The 16,941-nt window shown below is 46.5% G+C and carries 14 protein-coding genes; 3 read left to right on the top strand and 11 right to left on the bottom strand.

The window, feature by feature from the left end; all coding sequences use genetic code 11:
- Positions 1-3: 3 nt before the first annotated feature.
- The 3 genes from EOO49_RS13250 to EOO49_RS13260 all read right to left on the bottom strand — a co-directional run bounded on the left by EOO49_RS13250 (position 4) and on the right by EOO49_RS13260 (position 6,241).
- Entirely contained in the window at positions 4-1,545 is a 1,542-nt protein-coding gene (locus EOO49_RS13250; protein WP_290846460.1) for an alpha-L-arabinofuranosidase C-terminal domain-containing protein, read from the bottom strand.
- A gap of 82 nt (positions 1,546-1,627) precedes the next feature.
- A complete protein-coding gene (locus EOO49_RS13255) occupies positions 1,628-3,190 on the bottom strand; it encodes a RagB/SusD family nutrient uptake outer membrane protein (RefSeq protein ID WP_290846461.1) in 1,563 nt (520 codons plus the stop codon).
- Between the two features lie 12 nt (positions 3,191-3,202).
- Complete coding sequence (locus EOO49_RS13260; RefSeq protein ID WP_290846462.1) at positions 3,203-6,241, bottom strand: TonB-dependent receptor; 3,039 nt, start codon at positions 6,239-6,241, stop codon at positions 3,203-3,205.
- A 240-nt stretch (positions 6,242-6,481) separates the two neighbouring features.
- Between EOO49_RS13260 and EOO49_RS13265 the strand changes: the two genes are divergently transcribed.
- Positions 6,482-7,168 (top strand): NUDIX domain-containing protein, encoded by a 687-nt coding sequence (locus tag EOO49_RS13265; protein WP_290846463.1) that lies wholly within the window; start codon positions 6,482-6,484, stop codon positions 7,166-7,168.
- Here EOO49_RS13265 and EOO49_RS13270 read toward each other — a convergent pair.
- Both EOO49_RS13270 and EOO49_RS13275 read right to left on the bottom strand, forming a co-directional pair.
- On the bottom strand, positions 7,158-8,150 hold the full coding sequence (locus EOO49_RS13270) for a DUF6438 domain-containing protein (RefSeq protein WP_290846464.1): 993 nt from the start codon (positions 8,148-8,150) through the stop codon (positions 7,158-7,160). The genes EOO49_RS13265 and EOO49_RS13270 overlap by 11 nt on opposite strands.
- Positions 8,151-8,331: 181 nt before the next feature.
- The gene (locus EOO49_RS13275; RefSeq protein ID WP_290846465.1) at positions 8,332-9,498 is read right to left on the bottom strand and encodes a DUF3095 family protein; all 1,167 of its coding nucleotides are present in this window, start codon (positions 9,496-9,498) and stop codon (positions 8,332-8,334) included.
- A gap of 315 nt (positions 9,499-9,813) precedes the next feature.
- Between EOO49_RS13275 and EOO49_RS13280 the strand changes: the two genes are divergently transcribed.
- Positions 9,814-10,281: a PA2169 family four-helix-bundle protein gene (locus tag EOO49_RS13280; RefSeq protein WP_290846466.1), complete on the top strand. Its 468-nt coding sequence runs from the start codon at positions 9,814-9,816 to the stop codon at positions 10,279-10,281.
- Positions 10,282-10,366: 85 nt separating this feature from the next.
- Here the strand turns inward: EOO49_RS13280 and EOO49_RS13285 are convergent, their stop codons facing one another.
- Entirely contained in the window at positions 10,367-11,062 is a 696-nt protein-coding gene (locus tag EOO49_RS13285; RefSeq protein ID WP_290846467.1) for a LytTR family DNA-binding domain-containing protein, read from the bottom strand.
- Positions 11,059-12,090 carry a histidine kinase gene (locus EOO49_RS13290; protein WP_290846468.1) on the bottom strand — a complete coding sequence of 344 codons (1,032 nt, stop codon included), beginning with the start codon at positions 12,088-12,090 and terminating at the stop codon, positions 11,059-11,061. The genes EOO49_RS13285 and EOO49_RS13290 overlap by 4 nt, the downstream gene beginning before the upstream one ends.
- Positions 12,091-12,229: 139 nt before the next feature.
- On the opposite strand from EOO49_RS13290, the gene EOO49_RS13295 reads away from it, so the two are divergent.
- Complete coding sequence (locus tag EOO49_RS13295; protein ID WP_290846469.1) at positions 12,230-13,042, top strand: DUF5694 domain-containing protein; 813 nt, start codon at positions 12,230-12,232, stop codon at positions 13,040-13,042.
- Positions 13,043-13,131: 89 nt separating this feature from the next.
- Here the strand turns inward: EOO49_RS13295 and EOO49_RS13300 are convergent, their stop codons facing one another.
- The 4 genes from EOO49_RS13300 to EOO49_RS13315 all read right to left on the bottom strand — a co-directional run bounded on the left by EOO49_RS13300 (position 13,132) and on the right by EOO49_RS13315 (position 16,853).
- Entirely contained in the window at positions 13,132-13,803 is a 672-nt protein-coding gene (locus EOO49_RS13300; RefSeq protein ID WP_290846471.1) for a type 1 glutamine amidotransferase domain-containing protein, read from the bottom strand.
- 36 nt (positions 13,804-13,839) lie between these two features.
- Positions 13,840-14,130 (bottom strand): putative quinol monooxygenase, encoded by a 291-nt coding sequence (locus EOO49_RS13305; RefSeq protein WP_290846473.1) that lies wholly within the window; start codon positions 14,128-14,130, stop codon positions 13,840-13,842.
- Positions 14,131-14,338: 208 nt separating this feature from the next.
- Positions 14,339-14,917 (bottom strand): Crp/Fnr family transcriptional regulator, encoded by a 579-nt coding sequence (locus tag EOO49_RS13310; RefSeq protein WP_290846475.1) that lies wholly within the window; start codon positions 14,915-14,917, stop codon positions 14,339-14,341.
- Positions 14,918-15,008: 91 nt separating this feature from the next.
- Positions 15,009-16,853, bottom strand: coding sequence for a T9SS type A sorting domain-containing protein (locus EOO49_RS13315; RefSeq protein WP_290846477.1), 1,845 nt, complete (start codon positions 16,851-16,853; stop codon positions 15,009-15,011).
- Positions 16,854-16,941: the final 88 nt, after the last annotated feature.

Here is a 16,941-nt window from a genome sequence, read left to right on the forward strand (position 1 = left end):
AGATTATTGTCCTTCGAGTACGACCACCGAAAACGGCGGAAGATTCACGGTAAGCATTCCATTTTTGTAAGTGAAATCTTTGAAAGGTTTTGGAGTGATGGCGTTTGGATTCTCGAAAGTGTTGTGGTTTTGCAGTTTGTCCGATGAAAGGCTTTGTGCCGAGAAATTCTTGATTTTCAAAGCGTCGATCTTGACCTCAACCGATACTTTTTTAGAAGCGTCGATGTTGACGAGCGAAAGGTGCGTCTTGCCGTTTTTTTGTGAGGCCGAAGCTGAAATCGCATCCAGACTTTCACTTCCGACGGTATATTTCTGACTTTCGATCGCAATCGGAAGCAACTTCGCATCCTGGTGCACTTTGTACATTTTCATCACGTGATACGTTGGCGTAAGCAACATTTTGTCGCCTTTGGTCAGGATCACGGCTTGCAACACGTTCACGGTTTGGGCGAGATTCGCCATTCGCACGCGGTCGCTGTGGTTGTTGAAGATATTGAGCGTTGTTCCGGCAATCATCGCGTCGCGCATCGTATTTTGCTGATACAGGAATCCCGGATTCGTTCCCGGCTCAACGTCATACCAGCCGCCCCATTCGTCCACGACCAATGCCGTTTTCTTCCCGGGATCGTATTTGTCCATGATCTCGGAATGCTTGCGCACGAGTTCGTCCATTTTGAGCGCGGTTTTCATCGTGGTGAAATATTGCTTTTCGTCAAAAGCCGTCGACGAGCCTTTCTTTTCCCATTCGACGAACGAGTACGAGTGCAAAGCCACGCCTTCGATCATGTTTCTTGGAATGTCGCGCATCAAAACTTCTGTCCAATGGTAATCGGCGACGTTTGCTCCAGATGCGATTCGGAACAACTTGTCGGAATTGTTCCAATCTGTCATGAACGTGGAATATTGCTTGTACAGATTCGCGTAATATTCCGGAGTCATGTTTCCGCCGCATCCCCACATTTCGTTTCCGACGCCCCAAAATTTGACGCCCCAAGGCGCTTGCCTGTTGTTCTTTTTGCGCAGTTCGCTCATTGGCGAATTTCCGGGATGATTCACGTACTGCACCCAGTCGGTAAATTCCTGAACCGTGCCCGATCCTACGTTTGCCGCCAGATAAGGATCGGCTCCGATCATTTCGCAAAGCCCGAGAAAATCGTGCGTGCCGAAACTGTTGTCTTCCGTGACGCCGCCCCACCATTGGTTTACCATCGACGGACGCGCATCTCTTGGCCCGATTCCGTTTTTCCAGTGATACGTGTCGGCGAAACAACCGCCAGGCCAGCGCAAATTCGGAACGCCGAGATCTTTCAGCGCAGCGACGATGTCATTGCGAACGCCCGCTGTATTTGGAATCGAACTTTTTTCTCCGACGTAGAATCCGTCGTAGATGCATCTTCCCAAGTGTTCGGCAAAATGTCCGTAAATGTGCTTGCTGATTGTTGGCGCGTTTGCATCGGCAGTGACCAGAATGCGCGACTGTGAAAATGCCGCGGTGGAAAGCAGCACGAAAAGCAATCGGAAAAATGAAACAGTGTTTCTGTTCATGACTTTGTTTTAAAAATTTACTACCACCTGACGGGAGATCGATTCCGCCAAGTGATAGTAAAAAGGATTAAAATGAGAAATATCAGTACCCGTCGTTTTGTTGCGTGCCCGGGTTGTTGTCGATTTCAAGTTGCGGAATCGGGAAAAATTCATGTCCAGGAACATAAGTATTGAACTCCGGATCGCGTTGTTTGAGCCAATTGAGCTTGTTCACGTCCTGAAGCCAACCCCAACGGCGGATGTCGTCGAAACGGTGACCTTCCAAAGGAAATTCAAGGAAGCGTTCGTGGGCAATTTGGTCGCGCATTTGCTGTTGTGACAAGTTCGGATGCGCAACGGCCAAATCTGGTAAATTTACGCGACTTCTCACCATTTGGATATACGGATAAGCGGCCGAAGTCTGACCCAATTCGTTGAGACATTCGGCGTACATCAACAAGACGTCGGCATAGCGCAAAAGTCTTTCGTTGATTCCCGAACGCCAGTCGAATTCGTCAGGGAAATTTCCGTCGGAATTTTGGTATTTCCTGCAAAAAAGATCGTTCAGGTCAGATGGACTGTTGGCGTAACGCGTGGCGAAATCCTGTCCGTAAAGTTGCATTCCACCCGGTTTGTTGTAGAACATCGTCGCATCGAGACGCGGATCGACGCCGCCGCCAACTGTGGCTTCTTGCTGGAATTCGTTGAAAAGCGCGAACGTTGGCTGCACGTCTGTCCAACCGAAGCTACGTGGCGCGTAGGTGATGGCGCGTGCCGACGTTTTTCCCCAGCCCGAAGCCGGAATTCCGCCCCAACCCAAATCGACTCCGCCGGCGTCTCTGCTGAATTGCACCTCGAAAAGCGACTCGGAATTGTTCTCGTTATTGGTCGTAAAGTTGTCGCGATAATCGGCCACAAGCGAATACGTACCCGAATTGATCACTTGCTCGAAAGCTGTTTTGGCACTTGCGAAATCTTGTGTGAAAAGGTGCGCCTTTCCTAGGTAAGCCCAAGCCGATCCTTTCGTGGCGCGTCCTTTTTGACCCGCGTCCAATCCGGATACATTGTCGTACGAATCTGGCAACAGGCTTGCCGCCATCTGCAAATCGGCTTTGACTTGCGCCCAACCTTCTTCCTGGGTTTTCTGCGGATTGTAAAGCAGGCTGTTATCCAGCGGAAGCGGAACACTCTTGAACATATTCACGGCGTGGAAAAAGTAAAGTCCGCGAAGGAAATAGGCCTGGCCGAGAATCCTGTCCTTGAGCGCCGCATCTTCAAAAGTGATTGTCGGAACTTTCTCGATCACTTGGTTGGCGCGGTAAATTCCCTGATAGTAAGTTTCGTAAGCCCAGCCGTAAATGGCCGCATCGGCGATCGAACTGTTGAAGCGTCCCACGTTGGCCATCGCCGCCCACGGACTATTGCTTCGCGTATCGTCAGCTCTCAAATCCAGCAAAAGCGGTGTGCTTCGCATATAAGTGCCGTCGGTTAAAAGGCTGCCGTAAACCGCGTTGACTCCGGCGAGCGCATCTTGGTCGTTTTGCCAAAAAGTGCCTTCGGATTCGTTGTTCGGATCGAGCTGCACCAAATCTTCCTCATTCACGCATGAAGTTGCGAGCATTCCCAAAATCGGAATCACAAGCAGGCGTTTGATTGTATTTTTCATGTCAGTTTTTTATTAAAATGTTATGTCAGCTCCAAAGAGAATTCCGCGCGGGTTCGGGAATGAACCGCCGTCGTAACCTCTTGAGAACAATCCGTCGTTGTAGCTGATGTCAGGATCGAATCCTTTGTACTTCGTAAAAGTGTACAGGTTTTGACCCGAAACGTAGATTCTGGCGCGTTTCACAAGCATGTCTTTCAACGGCAAAGTGTAACCGAGTTCGACGCTCTGGATGCGCAGGTAGTCGCCTTTTTCGATAAAACGGTCAGACGGACGCGAGTTTCCGTTCAGGTCGCGGTAATCCACACGTGGCACGTTCGTATCCGTATTAGATGGCGTCCAATAATTGGTCATGTCTCTGTGGTAGTTGTTCAATCCGCTTGTCATCAAGGCGTTGTACATTCCGTTGTAGATCTTGTTTCCGCCGACACCTTGAAGGAACGCGCTCAAATCGAAGCCTTTGTAACTCACGTTGAAGTTGACGCCATAGCTGTATTTCGGAATCGTCACACCTTGGTAAGTACGGTCTTCGTCGTTGATTTGTCCATCGCCGTTCACATCGCGGAACTTGATGTCGCCCGGTTGCGCGTTGGCTTGGAAAGCGTGGCCGTCGATTTCTGCCTGGCTTTGGAAAATGCCTTCGGTTTCGTAGGCGAAAAGTTCACCTATCGATCCGCCGACTCTTGTTTTCGAATTGGTTCCGAAAACCGGTAAATCATCGTTCCCGATTTTGAGCACTTCATTTTTGATGGTTCCGAAGTTGGCCGAAATCCCGTATTTGAATTCGCGGTCGTTGTTTTGATAGCCCAAAACAAATTCAAAACCTTTGTTCTGCATAGTCGCCGCGTTTGTAGTTATTGTCGCCGGGAAAGATCCTGTCGAGAATGGGAGTGGAACTGTTGCAAGGATGTCTTCGGACTTCTTTATATAATACTCGACCGAAAAATTCAACTTGTCTCTCAGGAAAGTCGTTTCAAGAGCGATATTCTTCGTGCGCGTCGTTTCCCATGAGATGTTTGGATCAAGACGGGAAACGTTCGTAGTTCCGGGAGCAAGTGTATTTCCAAAAGTGTATCCGGCAAATGCGTTTACGGTTTGCGAGAAAAAGTACACGGGAACCGCGTTGTTTCCTGCTTCGCCATAACCTGCGCGAAGTTTGGCGCTACTCCACCACTGCGGAAGCTCGAAAGCCTTATCGATTTTCCAAGCGCCGCTCACCGAATAGAAGTCGGCTTTGTTGATCGCTTTCGGAAAAAGAGAACTTTGGTCTTGACGCCACGTTCCGGCCAAAATGTAAGTATCGTCGAAAGTGTAGATCAAACGTGAAAACACAGAACGGCGGTTTTCGGCAGATTCATATTCTCCGGCAGAAATCGCATCGGCATATTCAATATGTGCAATTTCGTCATTGCCGTATCCGACGCCTCTTGACCAGTGGCGATATCCGTTGTTTTTCTCTGTCGTGTAACCCAACAACGCTTCTACTCTGTGTTTTCCGAAAGTCGTGTCGTACGTCAGCAAGTTGTCGAGAAGCGTGCGCTGGTTGCGTCCGTTGTCTACGTCGAGAGAAGATTCGGCGTTTGTGGTGATGTAATACCAACCCAAATCACTCGGCGGAATGAAAAGTCGGTTGCCGTAGTGCAATTGGTCGGCACTGACATTGAGTCTGTATTTCAAGCCTTTCAAAAGTTCGATTTCTCCCCAAACATTTCCTACGAAGCGATTGCGGTAGCCGTTGTTCTTGACAAGATTGTTCCATCCGATGACGTTCAGCGTAATTGCGCGTTGTGTGAGGTTGTCGGCGCCACCGTATCCGCCAAGGCGATTCGGATCGTAAACCGGCATCGTAGGAATAGCCTGAAGCAACAACAGAATGTTCGATTGTCCCGGCAAATATTCGCTGAAACGATCTCTGTCGGCATCGGTATAAGCGAATTTTCCTCCGAACTTGAATCGCGTTCCGACTTTTCCGCCGATGTTGAAGCTAAGCGTTTTACGGTCGTATTCCTGAGGCGTGTCGACATAACTCGTGTTTGTGAAATTGTCGAGGTTCATGCTGAAGTTGATGTTTTCACTTCCGCCCGAAACCGTAAGCGACTGATTCTGCAAAGTTCCTGTGCGGAACGCCGCGTCTTGCCAGTCAGTATCGACATTGCTGATGTAGGCCGGATTCGTCGGATCGTTCCCCGGAAGCGGAGCCGTGTTGATAGGATCGGCTGTCCAGGCTGCGTTTGCGATCGTTTGATATTGTGTGCGATTCGTCAACGGTATTTTCTTGGCCACGTTCTGGAATCCGGCAACAGATTTGAAGTTGACCGACATTTTTCCGGCTTTCCCTTTTCTGGTCGTGATCACAATGACACCGCCCGCGCCGCGAACACCGTAAATCGCCGTGGAAGACGCATCTTTCAGCACCGAAATCGACTCGATATCGCCCGGAGCGAAATCATATGGATCGTTGACAATCACGCCGTCGATCACAAATGTCGGATTGTTGTTCGTAAACGAAGACGCTCCGCGGATCTTGATATTGACAAAACCGCCCGGTTCACCCGAAGATTGCACTGTAACGCCCGCAACCTGACCTTGAAGCATCTTGGCCACGTCGTGCGTAACGGTTTTCTTGGCTTCCTCGACATTGACAGATGCGACAGCTCCGGTCAAATCTGATTTCTTTTGACTTCCGTATCCGATTACGACGACCTCATTCAACGTATTCTGATCTGGATCAAGACTGATATTCAAAGTGGTTTGGTTGGAAAGCTTCACTTCTTGCGCAGCGAATCCGATGTAAGAGAAAACGAGAACATCTCCTGATTTCGCGGCAATCGAATAATTACCGTCGATGTCAGATGAGATTCCCGTCGCGCTGCCTTTTACGTTTACGTTGGCCATTGGCAACGGCATGCCGCTGTCTGAAGCCAAAATCTTACCCGCTACCGTGAGGCTTTGGGCGTTCATTCCGCAAACCGAAAGCAGCAATGCGACCACGGCGATCCTCGAACTGGCGAGGTTATCCGAAACGCATTTAAGCAATCTGGTTAATGTCATCATAATTGGTTAGGTTTTGTTTGATTAAATAAATGTGTTTTTTACACTTCCAAATTTAGTTAAAGTTTTAAGAAAAGCAAGAAAATATTTTTTATAAGTGAAATTTTAACACTAATAAATTGAGAAGGCTTCAATACTACATCGTTTCCTGTTGCCATATTCGCATTTTGCCGAATAAGTGTACAACCTTGTTTTATTCGGGCTTTGTGGCTATCTTGCGCAAGATTTCAGACGAAAAAACACATGGAAAACTATCAGGATCAAGACAAGCAACTGCTCGCCGTCGACTGCATCATTTTTGGATTCGATAAGAAAAATCTGAAAATTTTGCTCATCAAACGCGACTTCGAACCCGAGCGCGGACGTTGGTCATTGATGGGCGGATTTCTCCGAAATGATGAAACCCTGGACGAAGCCGCAAACCGTGTCCTGACAGATTTGACAGGACTTCACGATGTTTATCTGGAACAACTTCGCGCCTATTCGGCAGTAGATCGCGATCCGGTGGAACGCACGATTTCGGTGTCTTATTACGCCTTGATCAACGCTTCTGAATCTGACAGCGAACTCAACAAGGATTTCTCGGCAAAATGGTTCAACATGCACGAAGCCCCGAACCTGATTTTTGACCACAACACGATGGTTACGAATGCGATGGCTCGTTTGAGGAGACGTGCTTTGACCAAGCCGATCGGGTTTGAACTGCTTCCGAAGAAATTCACGATGAAGCAACTCCAAAGTTTATACGAAGCTATTTTGGACGAAAAACTGGACAAACGCAATTTCATCAACAAGATCAACTCGCTCGATATTCTCGAAAAAACCGAGGAAAAAGACATGAAATCGTCTCGAAAAGGTTCTTTCCTTTATATGTTCGACGAGGAAAAATATGCCAAGAAGGTCAAGGAAGGTTTCATGTTCAAGCTTTAGTCCTCCAGTTTTGGTTGGTTCTTAATTCCCACATCAGGCGGTGGAATTTTTGGAGCGCGAAAGTTCCTTTGTGGCCGTAATCACTTATGGATATCGTTTTGCCGTTGTCGTAAGTGATTTTCACGTTTGCCGTTTGATCGCACGTCCAAGGCACATGATAGGCAGGCTTGAGACTTTCAAAATCCACGTAATCGAGCAAGCTTTTCAGCTCGTTCCAACTTTTGTCAGAAATAGTCCCTTCGAATTTTCCCTCACTCTGCTCGCCGCGTTGCCAAGGCTTGGAATAGTTTTCGTATTTCGCATCGAATTTTTCCGATTGATTTTCAAGTATCTCCATATCGAAAAGAATGTTCGAATATTCGATTTTTTCAATCTTATGTGATTTTGGATTCGGATTGTACTCGACGAAATCACCATCCAAAAAAGTAAGTAATGCCTTGTGTTGTTCTTGTTTCACGAACCCTGATACAGTTTGTACCCGCGGAAAATAAATCGCAAGCAGCGGCCTGGAGCCGAGGTATTCTATTTTCGGGACAACTCCATAAAAATCATCGCCAAAAGTATTAAGCTTGGTTTCGTTCCCGAAATTCATGATCGCGATCACATTGAACGGCCTTGAGAGCACAACGTCAAAACTTTTGATATTCTGCGGAGTATATGTGTTATTATCACCAATCGCAAGCAAATCAGTATAACCATTGTTGTCAAAATCCACTTTTTGGTACGTGAAATCCACTTTTAGCCTGTTCGCGAAATTCACGAGAACCGAGTCGCATCCGTTACAATCCAGCTCCTGAATCTTTTTGAGCGTGAATTTTCGGTACAGACTATCCGAATCGCCAATGTACTTTTCAAGTTCGGCGTTGGTTTTTAGCGAATCGATTTTGGTCGGAATGATCTTCGCGGGCGTGAACGATTTTTCGTCCTGACAAGAAATCAGTGAAAGAATCAACAGCGGTAGGACGAGTACTTTGTTCAACATCGGCATTTGGTTTATTTAGCTGTAACGCGAAACTTTAACAATTCTTACAGATTTTCTGTAACCGAGCGTCGCGATTTTTTTGTAGGTATGCACCGGCCCTTCCCCATAGTGGCAAAGTTCGGATTCCCGAAAATAGGTTCGTTACAGAAAATCTGTAGTTTTTGTTAAATGTAGGTTTGCGTCAGACGTCACCATTCTGTTTGGCCAACTTGGCTTTGAGCATTCGCGCGGCTTGGGTGTAACCACCATCCGATCCGTCCACGAAATGAATGTGGCCGTCGTCGAGATCGCGCACGTAGCAAGACATTATAGAAGCATTGCTGATATGGATTCCGTATAAAATTTCCTTGTCAGATTCAAGTTCGTCGAGGAAATCCTGTAATTTTTCGCGCTGGATTTTCTGGCCCGAAATCACCGTATTGATCTTTCCGTCAAGAACCAACGTGTCGCTCATTTCGACGAGTCGCTCGAGGTATTTCTGGCCTTTGAAAGTTCTTAGGTAAACATACGAGTACAACGAGATCAGCTTTTGGCGCAACAATTCGAGCAATTTGATCTTTCCGATCTGTACTCGCATTTCGTTTCCGAGACGTCCGAAAGTCGTTTTCTGGCGCAGTTTGTTGACCGAAATGGGCTGGCGTTTCTTGAGCGATCCGTAAAGCGTTTCGACCTTGTCCAAAACCGACGAGAAAACCTGCGGCTGCCGCGAATTGTCAGAAGCCAAAACCAACAAAGTCACGATTTCTTCCTTGTCTTCGGGCGGCGAAATCCTGTCCCAACGGCATTGCATTCCGCTTAGGTCGAGATTGTCGGCCGCGCCCGTGAAATCTTCTGTCGGATAGTCTTTTCCTTTGATGATCTTTTCGGCGAAAATCAGTCCGTCGCCGAGAATTATCGGAATCGAAAAAACCGCCGAGTTGTAATGCTTGGCGATCTTGAGTTGGCTTCCGTGAGCGAAAACCTCCGAAACCTGAACTTTCCCGACGCGCAGATTCAGGCCGAAATTCTCGAAAGTGTTCTTGCGGAATTGGTACAAAGCCAACAAAGCGTCATCAAGCAAATTGGGCGGAATGAGAAACGTCGCGCCGTCGCCACCGAAAAAAAACGGCAACAAGATCTTGTGTTTGAAAGCGATGTTCAAAACCGCGACGATACTGCCCGTGGCGAGTAAATTCACGGTCTCGTGACGTCCTCCAAAAACCGCTTCGGTCGAATTCTGAATGTCGGTTATCACGATCGTCCAATCTTGGGGCACGTTTGAAAACTTATCCGGACTGGCCAACAATTTGGCCAACGCCATTTCGTGGGCTTTGAGCTGCGAGTAAAAATGGTCGCTTGCGTTTTGCATGAAACCAAGTTAGTAAGAAACTCCCAAATCTATCGATCCGGAAAGTATTTTAAGAGAACCGAGATCGCGATTTCGGCCAAAACAAAAAGAAACAACAGTCTTTTCATTGTGCGTGTTTTTGATTGATACTGATTACTGATTGATTAATTGATGATGATTGGAACAAATGTAACTAAAACTTTAGTTCACCAACTATTTTTTTAGTTGAATTTAAGTTTTTGTTGTGACCGAACTGTACAACGACCAATTCGAATTGCGTAAGACATTGCCCACAACATTGGCGAACTTTGTAAAACACAACTAAATTCAACTATTATGGAACGCACAGCGATCGACACAGAAAAAGCAACTAAAGCACTGAATAACCTTATCGAAATCAACAACGACCGTATTGAAGGTTATGAAACCGCGGCCAAAGAAACCGATTCGGTAGAATTGAAAGGCCTGTTTTCAGCTTGGAGAGACACAAGTGAGAACATCGTTTCTGAATTGAGAAGCGAAGTCGTGGCACTAGGCGGAACTCCTGAAGAAGGAACGCGAGTCACCGGAAAATTCTTCCGTGCCTGGATGGACGTCAAAGCCGCATTGACCGGAAACGACCGCCATCAAATTTTGTCCTCTTGCGAATTCGGGGAAGACAAAGCCCAGGAAACGTACGAAGACGTTCTGGAAACGTATGCAAACGACTTGACATCGCAGCAAATCTCGATGATCCAGGACCAAAAGGCGAAATTGAGAGTCGATCACGACAAAGTGAAAGCGTTAAGAGACGCCGAAGCCTAAATTTGGTAAGAACCCAAAAACAAAAAGCCGTCTGCGAATAACAGGCGGCTTTTTCTATTTGATAAACTTCGGATATTATCGCGCTTCATTTCTGCTCAAACCAAGAAGAAACGGGCTTCCTGTAAGTTTCACCAATCGGGATAAACTCGTGATTCTGCATTTGGATTCGGTTTCCGTCGAGCATTTTCACTTTGTCCGTCGGGATGATGAACGATCGATGCACGCGCATGAATTTGTCGCTCGGCAACTTTTCGAGAATGTCTTTCATATTCTCGAGCGCCATGATTTTCTCGTCTTTGGTGTGAATTCGGATGTAATCTTTGAGGCCTTCGATGTACAGAATATCCGCGAAAGCGATCTTGTAATGCTTCCGATCGGCCTTGACCATCAAATGATCGACCGCGTTCGAGGCGCGAAAAGTTTCCTGCCAGCGCGCGAATTTTTCCACGGCCTGAAAGAATCGGTTGAACGAGATCGGTTTGACCAGATAATCAACCACATGGTATTGAAAAGCCTCGACCGCATATTCCATATAAGCCGACGTGATCACGAAATTGTGCTTGTTGTCAAACAGTTTCATGAGTTCCAAACCCGTTATCTCAGGCATTTGAATGTCGACGAAAATCAGGTCGACCTCGTTCGATTTTATGACTTCGATCGCTTTGAAAACGTCGCTTCCGGCAAATAAAATATTGAGCGACGGCACTTTGCCAGCGTGAGCTTCTAGCAATTGAACGGCGAGCGGTTCGTCATCGATGATCAGGCAATTTATCTTTTTCATGAGAAGTCGATTTGGAGTTCGGCTTTGAATCTCGAGTTGGATTCCGATGTTTCGAGTTTGTGTTTTTTCGGATACAAAATGGCCAGACGGTTATTGAGATTGTCGAGACCAATACCACCGATTTTGTCTTTTTTGTGTTTTCCGATCGTATTTTCGACGAGAATTCCCAATCGTTTTTCATCGGATGAAATTTTGATAAAGACCGGATCGCCGTTCGAAAAAGTGCCATGTTTCATCGCATTCTCGATAAATGGCGAAAGCAGATACGGCGGAATTTGCTGGTTTTCGTCCTCGATATCAATTTCCCATTTCACGAAATCTTTTTCGTAATGGCGCAATTCCTCAAGTTCGATGTACGACCTTATGTATTCGAGTTCTTCCGAAAGCCGTATCTGGTTTTTTTGCGCTTCGTAAGTCGTAAACCGCATAATGTGACTCAGTTTTTCGATCGCAGGCAAAGATTTGTCCGAATTCGCGTTCACCATCGCATAAATGTTGTTCAACGTATTGAAGATGAAATGCGGATTGATCTGTGCTTTGAGGAACTTGATTTCGGTGTTTTTCTGTTCGCGGATCACGAAGTTGTTGTAATCCAAAGTGCGTATCAAGAACAAAACCGACCAAAGAATTGCGCTCAATAAAATCGGTTTGCTGCTGAAGAAAATATTGTCGTAGAAATAGAAAACGATTCCGGTTCCGGGCGCGTAGTTCGTCGTTCCGAAAAAGTACAAAGCGGCGACTTCTTCGACAAGATATCTTAAGGCGATAAAAAAAACCAACACGGTCAAATAGCCGAAAAGCACTTTTTTCCATCGGAAAGGATTGAACACTTTTGGCATGATCACGATGTAATTCAGATAAAAAGTCGCCAGGAAAATCGAGATCAAAGTGATCGAAAACAGCGAAGTCTCGAATGTAAAAACAAGTCCTTCCTTGCTTATCATCACAAAACTGTAATAGCCGAAAATGAGCCAAAAACCAATGTGGACGGCGATTTCCTTGGGCAAACTGATCGGGTTTCTATACATCGTGATTTCGTTTCTGTAAAAGTAGCCAATCCTTTCGTGCGGTGTTCGCGGGTTCGTCGACCGCGCAAACGGGTTCGTCGATAAACTTTCGTCGGTACAAACCAAAATGCAAACTTTGCTTCAACAAAAAACAACTATCATGAAAGCAATTATCGCCCTTGCCCTTTTCGTCGCTTCTCAAGCGCAAGCCCAATTCGAGAAAATCCAGATTCCGACGAAATTCGACCAAACCGTAAAAGTACTCAACGTAGGAACTTTCCACATGGGATTTTCATCAGATGCAAACGTCACCGAATTCGACGAACACAACAAAGAAAACGTCAAACAAGTGCACGAGATCGCCAAGATGATCGCGGCTTTCAAACCGACCGTGATTATCGTGGAATCGCCCGTGGCCAACGATGTCTCGCTTCAAAAACAGTATCAGGATTACCTGGCGAATCCGAAGATGAAAATCGACAATCCATCAGAAATCGAGCTGTTGGCCTTTGAGGTCGGACGCCTTTCCAAAACCGCGAAAGTCTACGGAATCGACTACAAGGAAGGCTACAATTACATGATCGGGAATTCGGTCAAAAGCAATGATATGGCGACTTACGAGAGATATATGTCGGTCATGGAAGCCTTCGAAAAGAAACATCCTGAGGAAAAAATGAGCGTTCTCGAGAAACTGAAAATCACCAACAGCGCAAATTATCTCGACTTTTTGATCAACATCAACGCCGATATGTTGTTGCACATCGCCTCGCCGGGAAAATCAGAAGGCGCAGACGAAGCAGCGAAATTCTACCACAGAAATCTCGTGATGTATTCCAACCTAAACCAAATCGAACTCACACCGAACGACCGCGTTTTTATCTTGATGGGCGCGACGCACACCGCGTTTTTCAAGGAATTGATGGAACGCAGCCCGAAATACGAATTGGTCGAAACCGCGAAATATCTCAAATAATCAGCAATCAAATCTCCAACAGAAAAACGTTTCCGCATCAATTTGACGTGGAAACGTTTTGTTTTTTGGACTGTTGGATTGTCGTTCGATCACGCTTCCAGAACAGCGATCATTTTCTCTGCGACGCCTTTCGCCGATGCCGGATTTTGGCCCGTGACCAAACGCCCGTCAGTGATGGAATTCGCTGACCAAGGTTCGGCCGCGTGGAAAATCGCGCCTTGTTCCTCAAGCGCTGTCTGTAACTCGAAAGGCACGTCGGCTTTGGCATAATTGTCTTCTTCCTCATTCGTGAACGATGCGATATTCTTGCCATTTACGAGATACGAACCGTTGCTCAACCTGACGTTCAAAAGGGAAACCGGGCCGTGACAAACCGCTCCAACCACGGCATTTCGCTCATAAGTTTCTCTGATGATTTGTTTCAGATGAGGATTTTCGGGCATATCGACCATTGGAGCCAATCCGCCGGGAATGAAAATGGCGTCGTATTGGAAAACGTTTACTTCGGACAGTTTTGTCGCTTTCTGCATATCGGCCCAACCTTTTCCCACTAGAAACGAAAGATTGTCCGGATCGTTGGCCAAATTCAATGCGTCGAGATACGGTGTTTCTCCGGTCAGACTCGCAAAATCGATTTGGTACTTGGCACGGTCAAATTCGGCATACGGATGCGCTACTTCTGGCAAAAAAGTGCCGGTTCTTCTATTGTTTGGGCCAATCGCGTTGGCGTTCGATACGATGATCAGGATTTTTTTGGACATGATTTCCAGGTTTTGATTTGATAAAAAAGTGTTGTTTCAGAATAGTTTTTTGACGGGAATGACTTCGCGAATTTCGAGCAGCGGAAGAATTTTTCCGGCCACGATTTCAAGGTAATGTTGCGAGTTTTTGTGAGCTTCGAGCGCGGTTTTGTCGGCGTAGCGTTCGTGCAGGAAAATCACTGTCGAATCGTCTTCGGACTGAAAACTTTCATATAGCAGATTTCCGGGTTCGAGTTTGCTTTTTTGGGCCGCGACTTCCAAAAGTTCGAGCACTTTCTGGGTTTCGTCCGGCTTGGTTTTCCATTTTACTAATACTTCGGTTTCCATAATCTTTGACTTTATTTCTTGTTGAAATCTTTGTCAAAGTTGCGATGTTCGGTTTTGGAAAAAATTGATGTATGGTAAGAAAAACGAACTCCAAATTATTGATTACGTTGGAGAGCCGAATGTCAAGCGACGAAAAGTAAATTAATATTGAATTTGGACTACAATTCCTAATACGGCGAAGTAAAGTCAAAAACACCACAGAATCGAATCACGCCCGCGCCAGCTCATGCCGAATCCGGCTCAAACTTTCAGTAGTGATTCCCAAATAAGAAGCCAGGTGGTAATTCTTGATGTGCTTTTCGATATCGGGATACGTTTTTAGGAAAGTCTGGTATTTTTCCTTGGCCGACATCGCCAGATCAGACAGAATTCGCTTTTGGAAACTTCCAAAAAAACGCTCCATTTTTATCCTGAAAAACGTCTCGATCGCCGGAATTTCGCGGTAAAGTTCTTCCATACTTTGATGCGACAATTTGAGCAAAGTTGCATCTTGCAGGCATTCGATGTTAAGAATCGAAATCCCCGAAGTAAAAAACGCCGTGTAATCGCTGATGAACCAATCGCTCACAGCAAATTGCAACGTAAAATCCCTGCCCGCGTCCGTTATGAAAAACGTGCGCATGCAACCGTCGACCACATAATATTGAAACGGCACCGATTGTCCGGCCGAGAGTAGCAAATCGCCTTTCCTGACGCGAATTTCCTCGAGTTTCGATTCGACGAGCACGAGTTCCGAAGCAGTGAAATCCAAATCCCTGAAAACCTTTCTGGCGTTGCTGTCGTTCATTTTGTGATGCGTTTCCCGAGCCTAAATGTAGCGTTTGGAAACGACATCACAAATTTGCGTGCGAGCCAAAATCAGCGAAAGCCAAATCGCATCAATTCTTGACGATCTTGAAACTTTCAGTTCCTTTCTCTTTCGATTTGAGATTCAGGATGTAAACGCCATTGCTGAGATTTTCTACCGAAACCGAATTTTGTCCGTTGAAGTTTCCTTTGGCTAAAACCTGTCCAAGAACGCTCACGATTTCATACGATTCCAATGTGCCATCAAATTCAATATTGACGACTGACGATGTCGGATTCGGGTAAATTCTTGTTTTCTCCGACTCAAAATCAATAGCGCCAAGCGTTCCACACGGACTCGCCGCGAGTTTTGCCATAAAGAAATCGGTGTAATCGGTTACGTTCTGCACTTTTTGGATTGTCGGAACATTGTCGTTCGCAAGCGTGAACATATCGGTGTAAAAATATCCGCCTACGACATAATTGCCGTCTTTGTCTGCCGCGACAGCAGTCAATCCGTCGTCGTAGCCCGGCAAACTCATGATGTCGTGCAAACCGATTGCCGTTCCCGTGTTTTTGTTCAGCCGCAACAAAATAGGATCTGACCTGAAATTCGGCGGTCGGTTTATCGGAAAATTGTCCCAAATCTCGCTGTCGGCCTGGCCTGCAATCGCGATTTCGTCACCGTTTATGGCCATGTCGTGAAATTGGTGTGACGCGGTGTAAAACTCGACGTTGTAAGCCGTTGGCACTTTCGTCCACAAAATTTCTCCCGCCGGATTCATTTTTAGCACGTAATTTATGTTTCCTTCGAGGTTTGTCGGAAATTGGTAAGTGCCCAACGTCACAACATTCGGATTCACGCGAAAATACTTTCCGCACAAGTACAAATTCGACTCGGAATCAATCTGCAAATCGTAAATCCTGTTGTCTTCAAGTGTCGCAGAAGAACCCATTTCCTTTCGCCAGATTTCCTGTCCGGTATTCGAAAAAGCCAACATGAAAGCCTGTTTTTCAAGCTTTATTCCGTTTACCCATAAGTCGTTTATCATGAAAATATCGCCATTCGTCCCGAATCCGGCCACATAATAGCGCTGCAAATTCTCGTCGTATCGGAAATCGGTGTGATTTGGAAGCAGATAGCCTTTCATGTTTATATCGATCGCGCTCAAAATTGTCCCGTTGGCGTTCAGGCGAAGGATAAAATACTTGGGATCTACGTTGAATTCATCCGAAACCACCGCCAATCCGTTCGCGTGAATGCCTGTCCTGAAACCCACAAGCGAACTCAAAGTGCCGTCTTGGTGAACCACAATTTGCGACATTCCGCAAGCGCGCAACGACTGGTTTACGTCGCCTTGCGGCATTACGCGCCACGCGAGCGAGCCGTTAGATGTGTTGTATTTCAAGATTGCGCCCGTTTTCCAGCCTTCTTGCGGTTGGCCAAAATCGGCTACGGTCGTGGGCATGAAATTCGTCGGACTAAAATGTGGAGGCGCGTATTCGGCTCCGAATCCGGAAAAATTCAACACGCTGGCGTTCAGGTACAAACCGCCGTTATTGTCGACCGAAATCTTGTAACTATCGTCATCGCTGCCACCGCCGATGGTTTGTGTCCAACGCAAAGCGCCCGAACAGTCCGTAGAAATCAAAACAACATCAGTAGGCGAAAGCGTGCCTTGGCTCCAATTGTAAGTCGTAAGCGGACTGCCTTCGTATTCCGCCGATTGCTTGGTGACGAATGCCACAAAGTAATAATTGTTTTCGGAATCGACCGCGATGTCGAGAATCTGTTCGCTGCTAAAGCCGTAAGCGATGTCCGATTCGGTCGAAGTCTGCGCGAGCGCACCACCTTTTTTGGCCCATTGCCATTGATAAGTCTGGGCCGATGAGGCAAAAGCGACGAGCAAAAATGGGACGAGTAAAGTTTTCTTCATGCTTGATTGGTCTTTGATCGATTGTGAATCCGAAAATAATAATTTCTGTAAGAAATTTACCAATGATTTAGTTTTTGTGGACTTTGGC

It is taken from the genome of Flavobacterium sp. (genome assembly GCF_004295795.1).
In the GTDB taxonomy this organism is placed as follows: domain Bacteria; phylum Bacteroidota; class Bacteroidia; order Flavobacteriales; family Flavobacteriaceae; genus Flavobacterium.